Genomic DNA, 20,065 nt, shown 5'->3' on the forward strand with positions numbered 1-20,065 from the left:
TTACAGCAGGATTGGTTGGCTTCTTCTATAGCCTTATTGTTTATGATAAAATAAATGAGTTGAAATGCAAACGATAAATCAAATGAAAGTTAAATACATAGGAGGATGCAGATGTTCCTCAAACGTTTAGATACAGTTGGATTCAAGTCTTTTGCCGAACGGGTCACCGTAGATTTTGTACCTGGTGTCACTTCAGTAGTGGGACCGAATGGCAGCGGAAAGAGTAACATTACCGATGCAATCCGTTGGGTGCTCGGTGAACAGTCTGCCCGTTCATTACGAGGCAGCAAAATGGAAGATATCATTTTTGCAGGCAGTGATACAAGAAACGCTTTGAACATGGCAGAAGTGACGTTGACATTGGACAATGAAGATCAAACCCTCCCGCTGGATTACCAGGAGGTCAGTGTCACCAGGAGAGTATATCGGTCAGGTGAAAGTGCTTTTTATATCAATAAACAGCCCTGCCGTTTAAAGGACATTGTCAATTTATTCATGGATTCGGGGCTGGGGAGAGAAGCCTTTTCCATCATCAGCCAGGGAAAAGTCGAAGAAATACTGAGTTCTAAAGCTGAAGAGAGACGAAGTATTTTTGAAGAAGCTGCAGGTGTGCTGAAATATAAGCAGCGTAAGAAGAAAGCCGAATTTAAACTGGCAGAGACACAAGAAAACCTTAATCGTGTGGAAGACATCATCTATGAAATCGAAGGGCAGCTTGAGCCATTGAAGGAACAGGCAGCCATTGCGAAAGATTATCTCGAGAAAAAAGAAGAATTGAAACACGTGGAAATTTCTTTATTGATCGCCCAGATTGAAACGATTAATGAGGAATGGCAGCACCTTTTGAATAACCTCGAAGAAATGAAATTGAAAAAAACAGAGATAAAGACGGCTATTGATGAAAAAGAGACAATTGTCGAAGCCGAACGCCAGCAAGTACTTGCGTTGGATGAATCGCTTGAAAGTCTTCAGGAAAAGCTGCTTGTTTTGACGCAGGAATTAGAGAACTTAGAGGGAAAGAAACAGTTAGTCAAAGAACGTTTCAAGCATTTTGAAGAAAACAAAGCGAAGCTTGAAGAGGAATTCAGCCAACTTTCAGACAGGGTGGAGCAGACAAAGGAATTATGTGAAGATCATGAGCAAAAACTGAACCGTTGGAAAGACCAGCGTACCAGGACGAAAAAATTGTTAAAAGAAACAGCCAGCCAGCTTGAGCTTGAGAGCAAGAATATCGGTGAGCAGATTGAAGAGTTGAAAAGTGATTACATTGAGTTATTGAATGAGCAAGCGGCCAAGCGAAATGAAAAACAATCCATTGCAAGGCAGCTGGAACAAATCGGTTCCAAAAGTGAAGTGCAGAAAGATAAATTTAAAGATATGCGAGAAGAAAGGGAACAGCTGCTTGGCGAGAAGGAAAAGCTGGAGCGTGAAGTGGACGATATCCACAGGCAGCGGTCGCAGACAGAGCAGAAATTAAGCGAAATGGAAGAAAAGCTGCGCAGCAGTCAGGAACGCTATCAGAATCTGCAAAATAAACTTTACCAGGGATATCAGTATGTAGAGAAATTAAAATCAAAAAAAGAGATGCTGGAAGAGATGAAAGAAGACTTCTCCGGGTATTTCCAGGGTGTCAAAGAAGTTTTGAAAGCGAGAGAGCAACAATCTTTGTCAGGTGTAGAAGGAGCGGTACTGGAATTGATCGATGTTCCTGGTAATTTGATTACAGCCATCGAGACAGCGCTTGGCGCCCAGGCTCAGCACGTCATCATGCAAAATGAATCTTCCGCCCGCCAAGCAATCCACTGGCTTCGCCAGCACAATAAAGGCAGAGCGACGTTCCTGCCATTGGAAACGATCCAGCCGCGCTTCATTCCGGAAGATATGATCTCCAGAGTAAGCGGACAACCTGGTTTTGTCGGTGTGGCTGCTGATTTGGTTGAATTTGATGACCGTTATGATCGTCCCATACGTCATTTACTAGGTCATATTGTGATAGCAGAAAACCTGGAAACAGCAAACAAACTTGCTCAAATGTTGCAACGGCGTTTCCGGATTGTAACCTTAGAAGGGGATGTCATCAATCCGGGGGGAGCGATGACCGGTGGTGCAAAGAAAAAGACCAATCAATCCTTGTTTACCCGGGAAAAGGAATTGCAGGAACTGAATGACAAGCTATCATCTTTTGAACAGAAGACGATTGCTGCAGAACAAGAGGTTCAGCAATTGAAGAATCTCACAACTAATCAACAAGCGCAGGTGCAGGAACTTCGGACGATAAGAGAAAATTTGAAAGAGCAGGAACAGGAAAAACGAGCTGTCTTGCGTGAGGCCCAGGTGAAACATCAAAACCTGAATGACCAACTGTTACTGTTCGACCAGGACCAGGAACAATATGAACAGGACCGTGACCAGCTTACATCCCGATTGGAAGACCTTACCGGACAATTAGCACAGTTGGAACAGCAGCTGTCAGCGTCTCAAAAAGAAATTGATACATTGACAGAAGCTGAAAAGCGACAGTCAGAGAATGAGGAAAACTTAAAAGCAAAGCAGCACGAATTGCAGTTGAAACTCGCCGAGCAGGATTCGGAAGTGAAGAACGAACAAGAGAAACTACATGGTTATCAAGTCCAGAAAAAAGAGCTGGAACAACATGTAGTAGAGAACCGCAAGCAATATGAGCAGTTGATGGATATTGCCAATAACAAGCAGACAGAAGCTGAACTGGAAGCTGCCATTGAAGATAAAAAAGCAGCGAAAGAAGAGACGGCTCAACTGATCGCAGACCGCAGAGAACAGCGTAACAGGCATTCTGAAACGATTAAGAAGATAGAACTCCAACTGAAAGAAGAAAACAGAACCCATCACCATTATGTCCAGGATATCCAGGACAAAGAGGTCAAGGCGAACCGTATGGATGTGGAGCTGGAAAACATGCTGGATTACCTGCAAAAAGAATATTTCCTAACTTTTGAACGGGCCCGGCAGGAGTATGAAAGCACCAGCAATATGGAGGAAAGCAAAACAAAAGTCAAATTGATCAAACGTGCCATAGATGAACTGGGTACCGTTAATCTCGGAGCCATCGATGAGTATGACCGGATTCAGGAGCGTTACCAATTTTTAAGTGAACAACAGACAGATTTGAATGAAGCCAAGGATACGTTGTATTCTGTCATTTCAGAAATGGACGGCGAGATGGAACGCAGATTTGAAGATACATTTACACAAATCAAGCAGGAATTCTCCGTTGTTTTCAAAGAATTATTTGGAGGAGGACGAGCCGACCTTCGACTGACCGACCCTGATAATATGCTGGAAACAGGGGTGGATATCGTAGCTCAGCCGCCAGGTAAGAAGCTGCAGAATCTCAGCCTGCTGTCCGGGGGGGAACGGGCTTTGACAGCAATTGCACTGCTATTCGCCATTCTCCATGTTCGTCCTGTGCCATTCTGTGTATTGGATGAAGTGGAAGCAGCACTCGATGATGCCAATGTCGATCGGTTTGCCCGCTATTTGAAAGTCTTTAGTAAAAATACGCAATTTATCGTCATCACTCACCGTAAAGGCACAATGGAGGAATCGGATGTACTGTACGGAGTCACCATGCAGGAATCGGGGGTTTCCAAGCTTGTTTCTGTAAGACTGGAAGAATCTCAAGACTTACTGGAAGTATAGAAAGGAAGATTGGATGAGCTTTTTCAAAAAATTGAAGGACAAATTTATCTTAGATCCATTTGAACAAGACTTGAAAGAATTGGAGCAGGAACAGACAGAAGACCTGGAAGAGCAAGACATGGGATTGGACGATGCGAAAGTCGAGGACGATGAGAAAGATACTTCAGTCAAAGAAACAGACGAGAAGCCTCCTGAAGAAGAGCTTACAGAAACAGAAGAGGAAGCGCCGGTAGAGCAGCTGGAAACAGATTGGGAAGAGCCGGCGAAACTGGAAGAACCCGAGGCTGCTCCAGCTCCTCCTGACGAAGATACCAAGCCGGAGATAGAGGAGCCGGAGCCAAATATAGAAGGCCGTGAAAAATCGATTGCGGCCAAGTTCCGCATCGGCTTGACAAAAACCAGGGATTCCTTTTCAGGAAAGATCAATGATCTGGTTGCACGTTATCGCACTGTTGATGAAGACTTCTTTGAAGATTTAGAAGAGATTCTTATCTCAGCAGATGTGGGTGTCACAACAGTGATGGATATGATTGATGAACTGCAACTGGAAGTGAAACGACGCAATATCAAAGATACGCGTCAAGTAAGAGAAGTCATTTCAGAAAAGCTTGTAGAAATCTATTACGGTGATGACGACAGCGAAGAAATCGAAGGGCTGAACATTGATCATGATGGGTTGTCCATCGTCTTATTCGTCGGTGTCAATGGTGTCGGTAAAACAACCACGATCGGAAAACTTGCCCACCAGCTGAAAAGTGAAGGGAAAAATGTCATGCTGGCCGCCGGTGATACTTTCCGTGCCGGGGCTATTGAACAATTGGATGCCTGGGGAGAACGCGTCGGTGTCAGTGTCGTAAAGCATAGTGCGGGCAGTGACCCTGCAGCGGTTATCTTCGATGCCATCCAGGCAGCCAAATCCCGTGATGCCGATGTGCTGCTATGTGATACGGCTGGCCGTTTGCAAAATAAAGTGAACCTCATGAATGAACTTTCTAAAGTGAAGCGTGTGATCGAACGCGAGGTTCCGACAGCCCCACACGAAGTGCTGCTGGTTTTGGATGCTACTACAGGGCAGAATGCGATGAGTCAGGCGAAGACATTCTCTGAAGCTACCGATGTTTCCGGTATTGTCTTGACAAAGCTTGATGGGACTGCCAAAGGTGGGATCGTACTTGCGATTCGCAATGAACTGGAGATCCCTGTTAAACTGGTAGGGCTTGGTGAAAAAGTGACTGACCTCCAACAGTTTGACGCCCATGCCTTTGTATACGGACTATTCGCCGATATGGTGGAAGCCCACGATGAAGAAAAAGAACAGTGATGCTTGACAGCCTGGCCTTTCATTCTGTAATATTCATATATGTAAAGGCATTTCACTTAACAAGGAGTGGTTGCCGTGCTGGAAAAGACTACACGAATCAACTATTTGTTTGATTTCTATCAGACGCTGTTGACCCCAAAACAGCGGAATTACATGGAACTCTATTATTTAGAAGATTATTCTCTGGGGGAAATATCAGAAACGTTTGATGTCTCCAGGCAGGCTGTCTATGACAATATACGTCGTACGGAAGCCATGCTGGAAGAATATGAGGATAAATTGAACTTATATGAAAAATTCCAGGAGAGACAGCAACTGATCGATAAGCTGCAAGACAGACTGAAGGATCAGAGAGAAGTGCAGGATTTACTCGAAAGATTAAAAGAATTAGATTAGGAGGGCTCCTTCTATGGCATTTGAAGGTTTAGCCGACCGTTTACAAAATACAATCCAACGTATCAAAGGTAAAGGGAAGGTAACCGAACAAGATGTAAAAGAAATGACCCGGGAAGTCCGTCTCGCCCTCCTTGAGGCAGACGTCAACTTCAAGGTCGTCAAAGATTTTGTCAAACGCGTGAAAGAACGTGCGATAGGCCAGGAAGTCATGGAAAGCTTGACACCTGGCCAGCAAGTCATCAAAGTAGTCAAAGAAGAATTGACCGATTTGATGGGGGGGACGAGAGTAAAATTGCTGTCGCTAAACGCCCGCCGACCGTCATCATGATGGTCGGTCTCCAGGGTGCCGGTAAAACGACGACTACAGGGAAGCTGGCCAATCATTTACGGAAAAAGCACAACCGTAATCCGTTGCTGGTAGCGGCAGACGTCTATCGTCCAGCGGCGATCAACCAGCTCCAGACGATTGGAAAGCAGTTGGATTTGCCTGTATATGCCAAAGGCACAGATGCCAACCCTGTCGATATCGCCAATGAAGCAATTGCCGAGGCGAAAGAAAACCATTATGACTATGTCATTATCGATACCGCGGGTCGTCTCCATATCGATGGCGACCTGATGGGTGAATTGCAGCAGATCAAGGAGAATGTCCAGCCGGATGAAATCTTCCTGGTTGTCGATGCGATGACCGGTCAGGATGCCGTCAATGTTGCAGAAAGCTTCGATGAACAACTGGAAGTCAGCGGTGTGGTACTGACGAAACTTGATGGGGATACCCGTGGCGGGGCCGCGTTGTCTATCAAGGCAGTGACAGGCAAGCCAATCAAATTCGCCGGTATGGGGGAAAAGCTTGACCAGCTCGAGCCATTCCACCCAGAGCGGATGGCATCCCGTATCCTTGGCATGGGAGACGTTCTGACGCTGATTGAAAAAGCGCAGGACAGTGTCGATGAAAAGCGGGCCAAAGAATTGGAAGAGAAGATGCGATCCGCTTCCTTCACCTTTGATGATTTCCTGGAACAAATGGGGCAAGTCCGCAACATGGGGCCTCTGGATGAACTGCTCGATATGATTCCAGGAGCAAATAAGATGAAGGGCTTGAAAAATGCGCAGATTGATGAGAAACAAATTTCGCATGTTGAGGCGATCATCCAGTCCATGACCAAGAAAGAACGTCAGGATCCATCCCTGATGAATGCAAGCCGTAAACGAAGGATTGCAAAAGGATCCGGAACTTCTGTTTCCGAGGTCAACCGGCTTCTTAAACAATTCGAAGAAATGAAGAAAATGATGAAGCAAATGAGCAACATGCAAAAAGGAAAAAAAGGTAAAGGAATGAATTTTCCATTCATGTAATGGAAAAATCCTTTACACACAGAAAAACATCTGCTAAAATCTAAACTTGTGCGAAACATTAAAAATTTATGGAGGTGCTTAAAGATGGCAGTTAAAATTCGCCTAAAGCGCATGGGATCTAAACGTAACCCATTTTACCGTGTTGTTGTAGCTGATTCACGTTCTCCTCGTGACGGACGTTTTATTGAACAAATTGGCACATATAATCCAGTAGCTAACCCTGTAGAGGTTGACATTGATGAAGAAAAAGCATTGAACTGGATGACTAATGGTGCTAAACCAAGCGACACGGTTCGTAACCTATTCTCTAACGAAGGCATCATGACGAAGCTCCACGAAGCAAAAAAACAAAAGTAAAGTAGTGGTGATACCATGAAAGCCTTGATTGAAACTATTGTCAATCCGCTTGTCGATCACCCGGAAGACATCCGAATTGACGTGAAAGAAGAGGAACGCAAAATCGTTTATCATCTCACAGTCAACCAGGACGATGTCGGCAAAGTGATCGGAAAGAACGGTCGGATCGCCAAGGCGATCCGGACAGTTGTTTACGCAGCAGGGTCAGACTCTAAGAAGAGAATTTACTTGGATATCATGTAAGGAGGGAGAGGGAGCAATTACCTTTCCCTTTTTTTACACGGACAAAGGGGCAGGAACATGAAAATAATAAAGAAAATTCCTGTAAAACAAGTATTGACGGAAGAGAGCAAGAAACAGCTCTCTAAGGACTTTCAGACACGCTACCAGCGCTATGACCGCGAATGCCAGCAACTTCGCTTTGAACAGAGAAAGCTCGAAAAACGGAGTGACATTTCCCCGAGTGAGATCGAAAAAAGATTCACACAGGAAATCAAAATCCGAAAAGAAAAGATGAACTGGGTAGAATACAAGCTGCAGCAGTTAGAAATACTGCCAGAAGGAAGCGAATTGTTCATCGAAGAAGTGGAAGCGATTGTGGATGTACAGGAAGGCGCTCGTTGGGATGAAATATACGAGAATCAGACAATCGTCATTAAAGATGGAATAGTAATTCAAGCGAGGTAATGAAAAACTATGGAACAACAAATGTACAATGTAGGTAAAGTGATCAATACCCATGGAATCAAAGGGGAAGTGAAGGTGATGCGCATCACCGACTTTGATGAAAGATTCCAGCCTGGAGAGCCTTTGTATTGGATGAAGGACGGGGGAAAGCCGGAAAAGCTGATAGTATCCGGTCATCGGAACCATAAAGGCTTCGATCTGCTCACATTCGAAGGTCTTCCGACTATCAATGATGTCGAACACTTGAAAGGTGGAATTCTTCAAATCCGTGAAGAACAATTGTCTGATTTGGAGGAAGGGGAATTTTATTTTCATGAAATCATCGGGTGCCGCGTCATTCTGGAGGATGGCACGGAACTTGGAAAAGTAAAAGAGATTCTTACCCCCGGTGCTAACGATGTCTGGGTCGTGGAACGGGAAGGAAAACCTGATGCCCTGATTCCTTATATCGAAGACGTTGTCAAGAAAGTTGATCTCGAGGAAGAACGGATTGTCATTGATCCAATAGAAGGGCTGCTCGACTGATGCATATCGATATACTGACGTTGTTTCCAGAAATGTTTGAAGGTGTATTGAATAATTCCATTTTAAAGAAAGCGCAAGACCGGGACATATTCAGTTATGAGTTTATCAATTTCCGGGATTATAGCGAAAACAAGCATCAAAAGGTCGATGATTACCCTTATGGGGGAGGGGCGGGAATGGTGCTTACTCCACAACCGCTGTTCGATGCCGTTGAAGCGGTCAAAGAGCAGCGTAAAACCAATCCTCGGGTGATTCTTCTCTGTCCTCAGGGCGAAACGTATACCCAGAGCAAAGCAGTGGAGCTTTCGAAAGAGAATCATCTGATTTTTTTATGCGGACATTATGAAGGCTATGATGAACGGATACGGGAACATGTAGTCACTGACGAAATATCTATCGGGGATTACGTTTTGACTGGTGGAGAGCTTGGGGCGATGGTTGTGATAGATTCTGTCGTACGTCTTTTGCCTGAGGCGTTAGGAAATAAACACTCTGCGCCAGAGGATTCCTTTTCCAATGGTTTGCTTGAGCATCCCCATTATACACGCCCTGCCGATTTTCGAGGGATGAAAGTACCGGACACCCTATTATCCGGTGACCATGCCCGTATTGAAGAATGGCGTCATCAGCAGTCTTTATATCGTACCTGGCAGCGTCGTCCTGATCTGTTAAGAGAAAGAAACTTGACGGATAAAGAAAAATCCTGGATAGAAAAATGGGAAAAAAACGGATAGCTTGTTGCAGTAGCATTGAAATTATGATATATTAAATTTTGTGCTTAAACGTCGGTTTAAGCGGAAAACGATGTTCCGCTGTCTCCTAGTTAGTCAAGAGCATTAGTTTGGAAGGAGTGAAATAGGATGCAAGATTTGATTAACGAAATTACAAAAGATCAACTTCGTACAGACCATCCTGATTTCCGTCCTGGTGATACCGTGAAGGTCCACGTAAAAGTCGTGGAAGGTACTCGCGAGCGTATCCAGGTTTTCGAAGGCGTTGTAATCAAGCGTCAAAACGGCGGAATCAGCGAAACATTCACTGTACGTAAAATTTCTTACGGTGTTGGAATCGAGCGTACATTCCCGCTGCATTCCCCGCGTATCGAGAAGATCGAACGTACACGTCGTGGTAAAGTTCGTCGTGCGAAGCTGTACTATCTACGCAATCTGCGTGGTAAAGCTGCGCGTATTAAAGAAATCATCTAATGAAACAGTAAGGAGCTTGCACATGCCAAGCTCCTTTTTTCTACTGAAAACTACTTATGAACTTATTAGTCAGCTTATAGGAAAGGGATGGCCTTCATGAAGAATGCATGGGTGGAATGGATCAAAGCATTCCTGATCGCTGCCATATTAGCAGTATTGGTAAGAGTTGTACTTTTTGCTCCGGTCGTAGTCGAAGGACCATCGATGCTTCCTACCCTGGAAGATAATGACCACTTGATTGTCAGCAAAATCAATTACATCCTTGGTGAGCCGGAACGGTTTGATATTGTCGTTTTTCACGCTACGGAACAGCGTGACTATATCAAGCGTGTCATCGGAGTTCCTGGTGATCACGTAGCTGTAGAGAATGATGAGTTATATATCAATGGGGAAAGAGTAGAAGAACCTTACTTGGAAGAACGGAAAAAAGAAATGCCGGATAGTCAGATTCTGACACAGGATTTTACGCTTGAGCAAGTTACGGAAGAAGGATATGAAACCGTACCGGAAGGACATGTTTTCGTACTCGGTGATAACCGTAATAATTCTACGGATAGTCGAATGTTCGGTGTCGTGCCGATGGACCAGCTCGTAGGGGAAGCAGTGCTGACCTACTGGCCGCTGGATCGGATCGGAATCGTAAACTAGGATAAGGTGATGAGATGACAATACAATGGTTTCCCGGCCATATGGCCAAAGCAAAAAGAGAAGTAGGAGAGAAGCTGAAACTCGTCGACTTTGTCATCGAATTGGTCGACGCAAGAGCACCGGAGTCATCCCAAAATCCGATGCTTCAGCAATTGCTTCAATCGAAACCGAAAATGATTGTAATGATGAAAAAAGATCTTGCTGATCCAAAGCTTTCGGATCAATGGATGAGCTCCTTTAAAAATGCAAATGCTCCGGCTATAGCAGTGAATGCGCAGGATAAAAAAGATATTCAGGCACTCATTCAACTGGCTAAGGAAATGTCGCAGGAAAAAATGGCCAAGTTGAAAGCGAAAGGGATCAATCCAAGGCCGGCGCGCGCTATGATACTCGGCATACCTAATGTAGGAAAGTCTACACTTATCAATCGTCTGGCCAATAAGAAAATTGCCAAAACAGGCGACCGCCCGGGCGTTACTACCAGTCAGCAATGGATTAAAGTAAAAAAAGATTTTGAACTGCTGGACACTCCAGGGATTCTCTGGCCGAAGTTCGAAGATGAAGAAGTAGGGTACCGGCTGGCTTCTATTGGAACAATCAAAGATCAGATTTTGCCTATAGAAGATGTGGCTGCCTATATTTTAGATTACCTGAAAAACTTCTATCCTGACCTTATGGAGGAACGATATGGTTTTTCCAGTTTCGATGACATGATTGAAGCTTTCGAAACGATTGGTAAAAAGCGCGGCTGCCTTGAGTCCGGAGGCAGAGTCAATTATGAAAAGACTGCAGAAGTCATTATACAAGATTTGAGGTCCGGGAAGATTGGCCGCATTACTTTTGATGTACCGGAAGGGTATTGATGTTCCAGCGCATTTTTGATTTTCAAAAGTGCGCTTTTTTCTTTGCTCCTACATAAATAATGAAACAACACCGATAAATAAAGTGACGATAGGAGAGTTAAACGTTGGGGAAATGGACGATAGCTGAAGTAAAAGAGTTGCTTAGTCACAAACAACTGACTGAGAAAGAAGTAGAGGAACTGAGAAACGACACTCGTAAAGGCGTGCAAAAGCTGTTATTCCAATATGAACAGCAGTTACGAAAAAAAAATACAATGCTTCTAAAATATCAGCAAATGATGGAATTTGAAAAGAGACAATACCGGCTTGGCAATCATTTTGTCGCTGGCATAGATGAGGCGGGACGTGGGCCGCTTGCTGGTCCAGTGGTTGCCGGATGCGTTGTTTTACATAAAGATTATTACTTAGAGGGTCTGAATGACTCTAAGCAGCTTTCTAAGGAGAAGAGGGAAAGTTTTTTCGAGCAAATAGCAACAGACGCGTTAGCCTACGGAACAGGCATCGTAACAAATGAAGAAATAGATCGATATAACATTTTCCAGGCAACAAAGATGGCTATGAGCAGAGCTCTAAAAAAACTGGATATGACCCCGGATCATGTGCTGATTGATGCTGTAAAGCTGGAGGGACTCCCTTGTTCCTCAGAATCTCTGATTAAGGGTGACCAGCGCAGTGTATCGATCGCAGCAGCCAGTGTTATTGCTAAAGTAACCAGAGATCGGATGATGCAGGATCTCCATGAAGAATTTCCAATGTATGATTTCAAATCGAATCAGGGATACGGAACAAAAAGTCACATGGAAGCTCTTGAACAATTCGGTCCATCTCCCTATCACCGCCGTAGCTTTTCACCGGTTGCAGCAGCCATCAAATGTTAAGAAAGGAGCCTCTGAGATGCAAGCAGGTGCTTTACATCTTTTTCAGTACTATGGCTAGGTGGAAAGCAAGTGAGTGCCCGGCTGAAGGCGTCACTGACCTTAGGGGAAAAGTATTTGTTCCAATAATTTGTTGGCTGAGTCTTCCATAATATGGCCGGATTATGGAAGACTCAGTTTCAAGATATTAGGTTCGTTACCGAGACAGAGTGAAGGGTGGCTGGGAAACGATTCGCTTTCCTGTGGGGGAGGCTGGCAAGCCTCCGCGGCCGTTTCACGACCTGTGGGGTCTCGCCTAGCCCCTTCTCCCACGGGAGTCTCACCGTTTCCCCGCCACCTTATCCATATTTTGACGAACGAACCCTACGTTGTGAGAAGATATCTTCCACATTTTCTGCATGAAAAGCTCAATGATTCAGGACATAAGCTCTTTTCAGCTGTTAAGATGGTGGTTCCGCATATCGATGTTTCCGTTAGTCTTACAAACGCAAGGAGGGGCGGGAAATTGCGAGACTCCGATGGGAGGATAGGACATGGTGAGATCCCGCAAGGCGGAGCCTGAGGAAGCTCACCGTCCGCCGCGTGCCTAGCAAGCCGTTAATTGCTTATTGGTGAAAGTCCAATCCGAGTAAGTGCCAAGACGCTCGGTAGCTGACAGGTAACTGGTAGAGAAATCTTAAGGTTAGAGCCCTGTGCCAGCAAACGAACAGATCGTAACATAAAGTGAATCCTGCCGCTTCGTCAAGAGCACCTGTTCATGCAGGACAAGGAGAAGTCGAACCCCGGGCGTGCGGGTGAAGACCATGGAAGATGCGAAGACCTTGGAATCAGTATCGAAGAATCTCCCGGAGTAGAGGGAGCGATATGTTCGGAAAGGGATTAACGGAACTAGGGATACCCTCCTCGTCACTTCGAAAGAAGTAAAGCAGAAACCTATAAATGCGGACAGCATGAAATGGCGGATGGAGGAGAGGGAGTCGGAGGAGGTCATAGTACCTATAATGACTACGACAACATAACGTAGTCTAGGAAAGGACCTCTACTTTGTTCATATGTCAGAAGGAGGTAAGAGTCAGTGAATGTCAAGAAAATGACTAACTACACCAATAAAGTAAAAGCTCGAGAACTCTGGAAGACGTTATATCTTTGTGCCAAGGAGAGCCCTACACGAAGATTTCATGCACTATATGACAAGATTTATCGTCCTGATATTTTATGGGAAGCATGGCAACGAGTAAGGCGCAAGAAAGGTAGTGGAGGTATCGATGGCCAGACAATCCAAGAGATTGTCGAGGACTATGGAGAGAAAAAGTTTCTCAATGAACTTTATCTGGAATTAAAGGATAAGAAGTATCATCCAAGTCCGGTTCTGCGAACCTACATTCCGAAGGATGATGGAAAGAAGCGTCCCTTAGGAATTCCAACCATTAAAGACCGTGTGGTACAGATGGCGACCAAATTGGTGATTGAACCGATATTCGAAGCTGATTTCAATGATTGTTCGTTTGGTTTTCGACCGAAAAAGAATGCCCATCAAGCCATGGCGAAAATTCGAAAAGCTAGTAAGAAAAGTTTTTGGGTAGTCGACGTCGATATCCAAGGCTATTTCGATAACATCAACCAAGAAAAATTGATGAAACTAGTGGAGCAACGAATTAACGATAGAAGGGTATTAAAACTTATCCGTAAATGGTTGGACGCAGGGGTAATGGAAGAAGGAAATGTAAGAAACCCTGTCACGGGTACACCGCAAGGTGGTGTCATTTCTCCTCTCCTCGCAAATATCTATCTAAATACGATGGACCAATTATGGGAGAAAAAGTTCAACCATTTGGGAGAGATTATCCGTTATGCGGATGACTTCGTCATCATGTGTAAGACCAAACAACAAGCACTGGAGAGCATTCGTGTCATACAGGCAATTATGGGGAAACTGGACTTATCTTTGAACACCAAGAAATCAAAGCTGATCAACATCTGGAATGATATCGATGGTTTTGACTTCCTGGGATTCCATAACCGTAAATTACCGATTCGAAGAAAAGGTAGGCCGACCTTATATGTCATGAGTCATTTTCCAAAACGAGAAGCCATGAAGAGAATGCGCGCTAAAATCAAAGCGTTCACGGAACCAAGAGGTAAACTACAGCTCGACATCCGTGAACTAGTCGATGGTTTGAACCGAAGGTTGCAGGGGTTTAAGAACTACTACCTCATATCTTCGATCGCCAAGAAGTGGCTGAAGCGTATCGACTGGTATGTACTTAAACGTCTAGCCTTATTTAACAATAAGAAAAGGCAACGCAATAACCTTCAGGGTCATATGGACGAGGTTACAAATCAAGTCAAACATAGCTTGGTGAAATTAGCTGATTAAGGGTCCCGTAAAGCCAAAGAAAGAAGAACATCGGAAAGCCGTATGAGGGAGAACCTCACGTACGGTTTGATGAGGGGGAGCTGAAAGTAAAAGGGGAGGAGCTCCCCTTTGAAATCAGTTCTCTACTCTACCATGGAAAGCGAGTGATTTCCCGGACCTCCAAACCGTTACTATCGTAACGGAAACAATGTATCTCGAAACTGAGTCTTCCATAAAAGGGAGCTTTAACGGTGAAATCAACACTTATTTTTGCAAAAATACGAATGTAAGACAGGAAAATAGAAAAAGAAAAACAAGTTTACATAATCATATTATAGTCTCTACAATGCAGTGGATGTAACTTTTTTCGACAAGTTCCCGACGCTTACTGTGGACAATTCCCGACGTTTTTTTATACAATGGTAATGCAGTTAAAATGATGGGAGGATGGAACATGAACATTCACGAGTATCAAGGGAAAGACATTCTACGCGAATTTGGCGTTTCAGTACCAAATGGTCACGTGGCATATACCGTAGATGAAGCTGTTAAAGCAGCTGAAAAATTAGGTTCTGATGTCACAGTTGTTAAAGCACAAATCCATGCGGGAGGCCGCGGTAAAGCCGGCGGTGTCAAAATCGCTAAAAATGCTGATGAAGTGCGTACATATGCCGACGAAATCCTCGGTAAAACGCTCGTAACTCATCAAACTGGACCAGAGGGCAAGGAAGTAAAGCGCTTACTGATTGAGGAAGGATGCGACATTAAAAGTGAGTATTATGTCGGCCTTGTTCTTGACCGTGCTACCAGCCGTGTAACGATGATGGCGTCTGAAGAAGGCGGCACGGAAATCGAGGAAGTAGCAGCTGAAACTCCTGAAAAAATCTTTAAAGAAGTCATTGATCCAGTTGTCGGTTTGACTCCATTCCAGGCTCGTCGCCTGGCATTCAATATTAATATTCCGAAAGAACTGGTCTCCAAAGCAGTTAAATTCATGATGGGGCTATACAAAGTATTTGTAGAAAAAGATTGCTCCATCGCTGAAATTAATCCACTAGTCACTACTGGTGATGGCGATGTCATGGCTTTAGACTCGAAGTTGAACTTTGACGACAATGCTCTTTATCGTCAAAAAGACATCCAGGAACTACGTGATCTGGATGAAGAAGATCCGAAAGAAGTAGAAGCATCCAAATATGAGCTCAGCTATATCGCGCTTGATGGCAATATCGGTTGTATGGTTAATGGTGCTGGTCTAGCCATGGCTACGATGGATACCATCAAACACTATGGCGGCAACCCTGCCAACTTCCTGGATGTAGGGGGCGGAGCCACTACTGAAAAAGTTACAGAAGCATTCAAAATCATCTTGTCTGACGAACAAGTCAAAGGAATTTTCGTCAATATTTTCGGTGGTATCATGAAGTGTGATGTTATTGCGGAGGGTGTTGTAGAAGCTACTAAACAGATCGGATTGACACTTCCATTGGTCGTTCGTTTGGAAGGTACGAATGTCGAGCAAGGTAAGAAAATCCTTGATGAATCCGGTTTAAATATCACGTCCGCAGATTCAATGGCAGACGGCGCACAAAAAATCGTAGAACTAGTGAAGTAGAAAGGCGGGGAATCAGATGAGTGTATATGTTAATAAAGACACAAAAGTAATCGTACAAGGAATTACAGGTTCAACGGCCCTTTTCCATACAAAACAAATGCTTGAGTACGGTACGAAGATCGTAGGCGGAGTCACACCAGGCAAAGGTGGTACAGAAGTTGAAGGCGTACCTGTATTCGATACAGTTTCTGAAGCAGTTGAAAAAACTGGTGCCAATGCTTCTGTTATTTACGTCCCTGCACCGTTCGCAGCGGATGCCATCATGGAAGCAACAGATGCTGGAATGGATTTGGCTATCTGTATCACAGAGCATATTCCTGTACTTGACATGGTGAAGGTAAAGCGGTACATGGAAGGGAAGAAAACGCGTTTAGTAGGACCAAACTGTCCTGGTGTCATCACTCCGGAAGAATGTAAAATCGGTATCATGCCTGGTTATATTCATAAAAAAGGCCATGTTGGGGTCGTTTCCCGTTCTGGTACTTTGACTTATGAAGCAGTTCATCAGCTTTCCGAAGCGGGAGTTGGTCAGTCTACAGCTGTAGGTATTGGTGGGGACCCGGTAAACGGCACGGATTTTATCGATGTCCTGCAGGCATTCAATGAAGATGATGATACAGAAGCAGTCATCATGATCGGTGAAATCGGCGGTACAGCAGAAGAAGAAGCGGCAGAATGGGTTAAAAGTAACATGAACAAACCTGTAGTCGGCTTCATTGGTGGACGTACTGCGCCTCCAGGAAAGCGCATGGGCCATGCTGGTGCGATTATTTCCGGGGGTAAAGGTACAGCTGACGAAAAAATACGTGTCATGAATGAGTGCGGTATCAAAGTAGCAGAAACACCATCTGTTATGGGAGAAACTTTGATTGAAGTGCTTAAAGACAATGGACTTTATGATAAGTGTAAAACACATTAATGATTAGGTAATGAATCAGGATCGTGCATGGCAGCCCCATGCACGATCTTATTTCTAATGGAAAAAAGGAGTGCTTCTGATTGTATGAAACAAGGAAATTGTTGATTTTTCTTCACATTAATCCTTACACCACCCGGCCTTTACTTCGTAAAATTCTTCAGCAAGACCCCAGTTTGACCACCATTTTCACCATGTCCCCTCAAACCATCGCTACAAGCTATGCTATCCCTTTGAAACGGGCAACTGCTTTCCATCATCATCTCCATTCAGACAACCTTAGGTATAAAATGGAACGTTTTATGAAAGAATTCTCCATAATGACGATATTAGATAAAGATTATCCGATTTTATTGGCAAATATACCAGACCCTCCTTTAGTACTATATCTGGCTGGCGATAGCGCACTTCTCAACCGGACTCCTGCTTTGAGTGTGGTGGGAACAAGACAGCCGACCCAATCGGCTTTTCCTGCAATGGAGAGGGTTCTTTCCCCTTTAATTGAAGCAGGGTGGATGTTAGTCAGCGGACTTGCAGTCGGGATAGACAGGTTTGCACACCTTCTGTCTTTACGCTATCATGGTACAACAGTTGGAGTTATTGGATCTGGTTTCCATCATATTTATCCACAACAAAACATATCCTTATTTCAACAAATGGCACGAAATCATCTGGTCATATCTGAATACGCTCCTGATATTCGGCCGCAAAGATACCATTTTCCTGAACGGAACCGTATCATTAGCGGATTAACGGAAGCCACACTTGTAGTGGAAGCGAAAGCGAGGAGCGGGTCATTGATTACGGTGGATCAGGCACTGGAACAAGGCAGAGAAGTTTTTGCATTTCCCGGGTCTCTTTTGGAAGAGAAAAGTGAAGGATGTAACCGGATGATCCAGGAAGGTGCTAGAATAGTTCTTAATACCCAGGATATAGTGGAATCATGGCCGAAATAACACCGTCTGTTTTCTCGAAAATCGACCAATAATAGTTATACACTTCTTTTTTTGAAAAAATTCTGACCAATTACGTTTGACAAATGAAAAGAAAGTATTTAATAATAGGGAAAGTTTATCAATGAAATATGCATAAGGTGCACACACCTCTATGGGAGGAACATTTATGGCAGATTATCTAGTTATCGTCGAATCACCCGCAAAAGCCAAAACAATCGAAAAATACTTAGGAAAAAAGTATAAGGTAAAGGCTTCACTCGGTCATGTCCGTGACTTGCCGAAAAGTCAAATGGGTGTTGATGTCGACAAAAAATATGAACCTAAATATATTACGATACGTGGGAAAGGTCCCGTGTTGAAAGAATTGAAAACCGCAGCAAAAAAGGCGAAGCGCGTTTATCTCGCAGCCGACCCCGACAGAGAAGGGGAGGCAATTGCGTGGCATTTAGCTCACAGCTTAGATATCGATGATAAATCAGAGTGCCGGGTAGTCTTCAATGAAATCACAAAAGAAGCAGTCAAGAATTCATTCAAGAATCCAAGAACTATTGACATGGATCGTGTCGATGCTCAGCAGGCAAGACGTATCCTGGACAGGCTGGTGGGATATAATATCAGCCCAATTCTATGGAAAAAAGTAAAAAAAGGGCTTAGTGCCGGACGTGTACAATCGGTAGCCGTCCGTTTGATCATTGATCGTGAAAATGAAATCAACAATTTCAAACCGGAAGAATACTGGTCTATAGATGGTACATTTCTGAAGGGGAAAGAAAAATTCCCAGGTGCCTTTTATGGAATCGATGGCAAAAAACAAGAATTAAAAACGAAAGATGATGTCGATAAAATCTTGAATAAAATGAAGGGGAAGGAATTTCAAATCGACAAAGTCAATAAACGGGAACGTAAGCGAAATCCTTCTGTCCCATTTACTACCTCATCCCTCCAACAGGAAGCAGCACGTAAGCTTAACTTCCGGGCGAAAAAGACGATGATGATCGCCCAGCAGTTATATGAAGGAATTGATTTAGGGAAAAAAGAAGGAACTGTCGGTCTGATCACTTATATGCGTACAGACTCTACACGCCTTTCAGATTCCGCGAAAGGCGAGGCCCAAAGTTATATTGAAGGGCAGTTCGGTAAAGAATATCTCGGAGGCAATAAGAAAAAGAAACAGAAGGAAGGGGCTCAGGATGCACACGAGGCAATCCGTCCTACTTCTGCTAACCGTGATCCTAAGGCGATGAAAAGCGTCTTATCCCGCGATCAATATCGTTTATATAAATTAATCTGGGATCGGTTCATTGCCAGTCAAATGGCGCCGGCAGTGATGGACACAATGACCGTTCATATGACCAATCAAGGTGTCGAATTCCGCGCAACCGGATCAAAAGTAAAATTCAAAGGCTTTATGAAGGTGTATATAGAAGGAAACGATGACAACAAAAAAGAAGAAGATAAAATGCTCCCAGAACTGGAAGAAGGGATGACTGTAAAGGCAGATGAGATTGAACCTAATCAGCACTTTACCCAGCCGCCTCCCCGTTATACGGAAGCAAGACTGGTTAAAACCCTGGAAGAATTGGGGATTGGAAGGCCTTCTACCTATGCCCCGACCCTGGATACGATTCAACGCAGAGGATATGTAGCGCTTGATAATAAACGATTTGTGCCTACAGAGCTTGGCAGTATTGTGCATGAATCCATTGAGGAATATTTCCCTGAAATCATCGATGTCGATTTCACAGCGAAAATGGAAGAAGATCTTGATGCCGTTGAAGAGGGCAATGTGGAATGGGTAGAAATTATTGATGATTTTTATCAGGGCTTTGAACCTAGGTTGGAAAAAGCTGAAAAAGAAATGGAAAAAGTCGAAATCAAAGATGAACCCGCGGGAGTCGACTGCGAGAATTGTGGTCATGAAATGGTATATAAAATGGGCCGCTATGGTAAGTTTCTGGCTTGTTCCAACTTTCCTGAATGCAGGAATACAAAGCCCATCCTTAAAAAAGTTGGTGTCACTTGCCCGAAATGTAAAGAGGGCGAAGTGGTGGAGCGAAAGAGTAAAAAGCGTAGGACATTCTATGGCTGTGACCGTTATCCGGAGTGCGATTTCATCTCCTGGGATAAGCCGATCAGCAGACCTTGTCCAAAGTGCAGCTCGCTACTGGTAGAAAAGAAATCGAAAAAAGGGGTACAAATTCAATGTACCGAATGTGATTATAAAGAAGAACCTCAAAAGTAAGCGCAAAATTTGCGCTTACTTTTTCTTTTTGATATGTATGATAGAGTGAAAAATAATTTATTGACACTA

General features: G+C 44.1%; 18 protein-coding genes and 1 pseudogene. All 19 read left to right on the forward strand.

Going from position 1 to position 20,065, the window contains the following annotated elements:
• Positions 1 to 111: 111 nt before the first annotated feature.
• The 19 genes and pseudogenes from smc (at position 112) to topA (ending at position 19,996) form a co-directional block, all read left to right on the forward strand.
• On the forward strand, positions 112 to 3,678 hold the full coding sequence (gene smc / locus P855_RS0106235) for a chromosome segregation protein SMC (RefSeq protein WP_028782758.1): 3,567 nt from the start codon (positions 112 to 114) through the stop codon (positions 3,676 to 3,678).
• Between the two features lie 118 nt (positions 3,679 to 3,796).
• A complete protein-coding gene (gene ftsY, locus P855_RS0106240) occupies positions 3,797 to 4,999 on the forward strand; it encodes a signal recognition particle-docking protein FtsY (RefSeq protein ID WP_419177263.1) in 1,203 nt (400 codons plus the stop codon).
• A 75-nt stretch (positions 5,000 to 5,074) separates the two neighbouring features.
• Positions 5,075 to 5,395, forward strand: coding sequence for a putative DNA-binding protein (locus P855_RS0106245; RefSeq protein ID WP_028782760.1), 321 nt, complete (start codon positions 5,075 to 5,077; stop codon positions 5,393 to 5,395).
• A 13-nt stretch (positions 5,396 to 5,408) separates the two neighbouring features.
• A pseudogene (gene ffh / locus P855_RS20590) lies at positions 5,409 to 6,751 on the forward strand (signal recognition particle protein).
• An 84-nt stretch (positions 6,752 to 6,835) separates the two neighbouring features.
• Complete coding sequence (rpsP, locus tag P855_RS0106255; RefSeq protein ID WP_028782761.1) at positions 6,836 to 7,108, forward strand: 30S ribosomal protein S16; 273 nt, start codon at positions 6,836 to 6,838, stop codon at positions 7,106 to 7,108.
• A 15-nt stretch (positions 7,109 to 7,123) separates the two neighbouring features.
• Positions 7,124 to 7,351 carry a KH domain-containing protein gene (locus P855_RS0106260; protein WP_028782762.1) on the forward strand — a complete coding sequence of 76 codons (228 nt, stop codon included), beginning with the start codon at positions 7,124 to 7,126 and terminating at the stop codon, positions 7,349 to 7,351.
• A 57-nt stretch (positions 7,352 to 7,408) separates the two neighbouring features.
• Positions 7,409 to 7,795: a YlqD family protein gene (locus P855_RS0106265; RefSeq protein WP_028782763.1), complete on the forward strand. Its 387-nt coding sequence runs from the start codon at positions 7,409 to 7,411 to the stop codon at positions 7,793 to 7,795.
• A 9-nt stretch (positions 7,796 to 7,804) separates the two neighbouring features.
• Positions 7,805 to 8,320, forward strand: a complete 516-nt coding sequence (gene rimM / locus P855_RS0106270) for a ribosome maturation factor RimM (protein ID WP_028782764.1) — start codon at positions 7,805 to 7,807, stop codon at positions 8,318 to 8,320.
• Positions 8,320 to 9,054 (forward strand): tRNA (guanosine(37)-N1)-methyltransferase TrmD, encoded by a 735-nt coding sequence (gene trmD / locus P855_RS0106275; RefSeq protein WP_028782765.1) that lies wholly within the window; start codon positions 8,320 to 8,322, stop codon positions 9,052 to 9,054. The genes rimM and trmD overlap by 1 nt, the downstream gene beginning before the upstream one ends.
• A gap of 126 nt (positions 9,055 to 9,180) precedes the next feature.
• Positions 9,181 to 9,525, forward strand: a complete 345-nt coding sequence (rplS, locus tag P855_RS0106280) for a 50S ribosomal protein L19 (RefSeq protein WP_028782766.1) — start codon at positions 9,181 to 9,183, stop codon at positions 9,523 to 9,525.
• Between the two features lie 96 nt (positions 9,526 to 9,621).
• The gene (lepB, locus tag P855_RS0106285; RefSeq protein ID WP_028782767.1) at positions 9,622 to 10,173 is read left to right on the forward strand and encodes a signal peptidase I; all 552 of its coding nucleotides are present in this window, start codon (positions 9,622 to 9,624) and stop codon (positions 10,171 to 10,173) included.
• A gap of 14 nt (positions 10,174 to 10,187) precedes the next feature.
• The gene (ylqF, locus tag P855_RS0106290) at positions 10,188 to 11,036 is read left to right on the forward strand and encodes a ribosome biogenesis GTPase YlqF (protein WP_028782768.1); all 849 of its coding nucleotides are present in this window, start codon (positions 10,188 to 10,190) and stop codon (positions 11,034 to 11,036) included.
• A 104-nt stretch (positions 11,037 to 11,140) separates the two neighbouring features.
• Positions 11,141 to 11,914 carry a ribonuclease HII gene (locus tag P855_RS0106295; protein ID WP_028782769.1) on the forward strand — a complete coding sequence of 258 codons (774 nt, stop codon included), beginning with the start codon at positions 11,141 to 11,143 and terminating at the stop codon, positions 11,912 to 11,914.
• Between the two features lie 754 nt (positions 11,915 to 12,668).
• Complete coding sequence (locus tag P855_RS22635; RefSeq protein ID WP_268744481.1) at positions 12,669 to 12,794, forward strand: hypothetical protein; 126 nt, start codon at positions 12,669 to 12,671, stop codon at positions 12,792 to 12,794.
• A 192-nt stretch (positions 12,795 to 12,986) separates the two neighbouring features.
• Positions 12,987 to 14,288, forward strand: a complete 1,302-nt coding sequence (gene ltrA / locus P855_RS0106310; protein ID WP_028782771.1) for a group II intron reverse transcriptase/maturase — start codon at positions 12,987 to 12,989, stop codon at positions 14,286 to 14,288.
• A gap of 433 nt (positions 14,289 to 14,721) precedes the next feature.
• On the forward strand, positions 14,722 to 15,882 hold the full coding sequence (gene sucC, locus P855_RS0106315; RefSeq protein WP_028782772.1) for an ADP-forming succinate--CoA ligase subunit beta: 1,161 nt from the start codon (positions 14,722 to 14,724) through the stop codon (positions 15,880 to 15,882).
• A gap of 16 nt (positions 15,883 to 15,898) precedes the next feature.
• Complete coding sequence (gene sucD / locus P855_RS0106320; protein ID WP_028782773.1) at positions 15,899 to 16,801, forward strand: succinate--CoA ligase subunit alpha; 903 nt, start codon at positions 15,899 to 15,901, stop codon at positions 16,799 to 16,801.
• An 80-nt stretch (positions 16,802 to 16,881) separates the two neighbouring features.
• Positions 16,882 to 17,754 (forward strand): DNA-processing protein DprA, encoded by an 873-nt coding sequence (dprA, locus tag P855_RS0106325; protein ID WP_037985677.1) that lies wholly within the window; start codon positions 16,882 to 16,884, stop codon positions 17,752 to 17,754.
• A gap of 166 nt (positions 17,755 to 17,920) precedes the next feature.
• Complete coding sequence (gene topA / locus P855_RS0106330) at positions 17,921 to 19,996, forward strand: type I DNA topoisomerase (RefSeq protein WP_028782775.1); 2,076 nt, start codon at positions 17,921 to 17,923, stop codon at positions 19,994 to 19,996.
• The last annotated feature ends 69 nt before the right edge of the window (positions 19,997 to 20,065 follow it).

Source organism: Thalassobacillus devorans MSP14, assembly GCF_000496835.1.
In the GTDB taxonomy this organism is placed as follows: domain Bacteria; phylum Bacillota; class Bacilli; order Bacillales; family Halobacillaceae; genus Thalassobacillus; species Thalassobacillus devorans_B.

Coding starts and splice junctions, on each gene's coding strand:
- rpsP (WP_028782761.1), top strand. CDS start 6,836: ATGGCAGTTAAAATTCGCCTAAAGCGCATGGGATCTAAACGTAACCCA.
- P855_RS22635 (WP_268744481.1), top strand. CDS start 12,669: ATGCAGGACAAGGAGAAGTCGAACCCCGGGCGTGCGGGTGAAGACCAT.
- lepB (WP_028782767.1), top strand. CDS start 9,622: ATGAAGAATGCATGGGTGGAATGGATCAAAGCATTCCTGATCGCTGCC.
- ftsY (WP_419177263.1), top strand. CDS start 3,797: ATGGGATTGGACGATGCGAAAGTCGAGGACGATGAGAAAGATACTTCA.
- topA (WP_028782775.1), top strand. CDS start 17,921: ATGGCAGATTATCTAGTTATCGTCGAATCACCCGCAAAAGCCAAAACA.
- ylqF (WP_028782768.1), top strand. CDS start 10,188: ATGACAATACAATGGTTTCCCGGCCATATGGCCAAAGCAAAAAGAGAA.
- P855_RS0106260 (WP_028782762.1), top strand. CDS start 7,124: ATGAAAGCCTTGATTGAAACTATTGTCAATCCGCTTGTCGATCACCCG.
- sucC (WP_028782772.1), top strand. CDS start 14,722: ATGAACATTCACGAGTATCAAGGGAAAGACATTCTACGCGAATTTGGC.
- sucD (WP_028782773.1), top strand. CDS start 15,899: ATGAGTGTATATGTTAATAAAGACACAAAAGTAATCGTACAAGGAATT.
- trmD (WP_028782765.1), top strand. CDS start 8,320: ATGCATATCGATATACTGACGTTGTTTCCAGAAATGTTTGAAGGTGTA.
- P855_RS0106265 (WP_028782763.1), top strand. CDS start 7,409: ATGAAAATAATAAAGAAAATTCCTGTAAAACAAGTATTGACGGAAGAG.
- smc (WP_028782758.1), top strand. CDS start 112: ATGTTCCTCAAACGTTTAGATACAGTTGGATTCAAGTCTTTTGCCGAA.
- rplS (WP_028782766.1), top strand. CDS start 9,181: ATGCAAGATTTGATTAACGAAATTACAAAAGATCAACTTCGTACAGAC.
- rimM (WP_028782764.1), top strand. CDS start 7,805: ATGGAACAACAAATGTACAATGTAGGTAAAGTGATCAATACCCATGGA.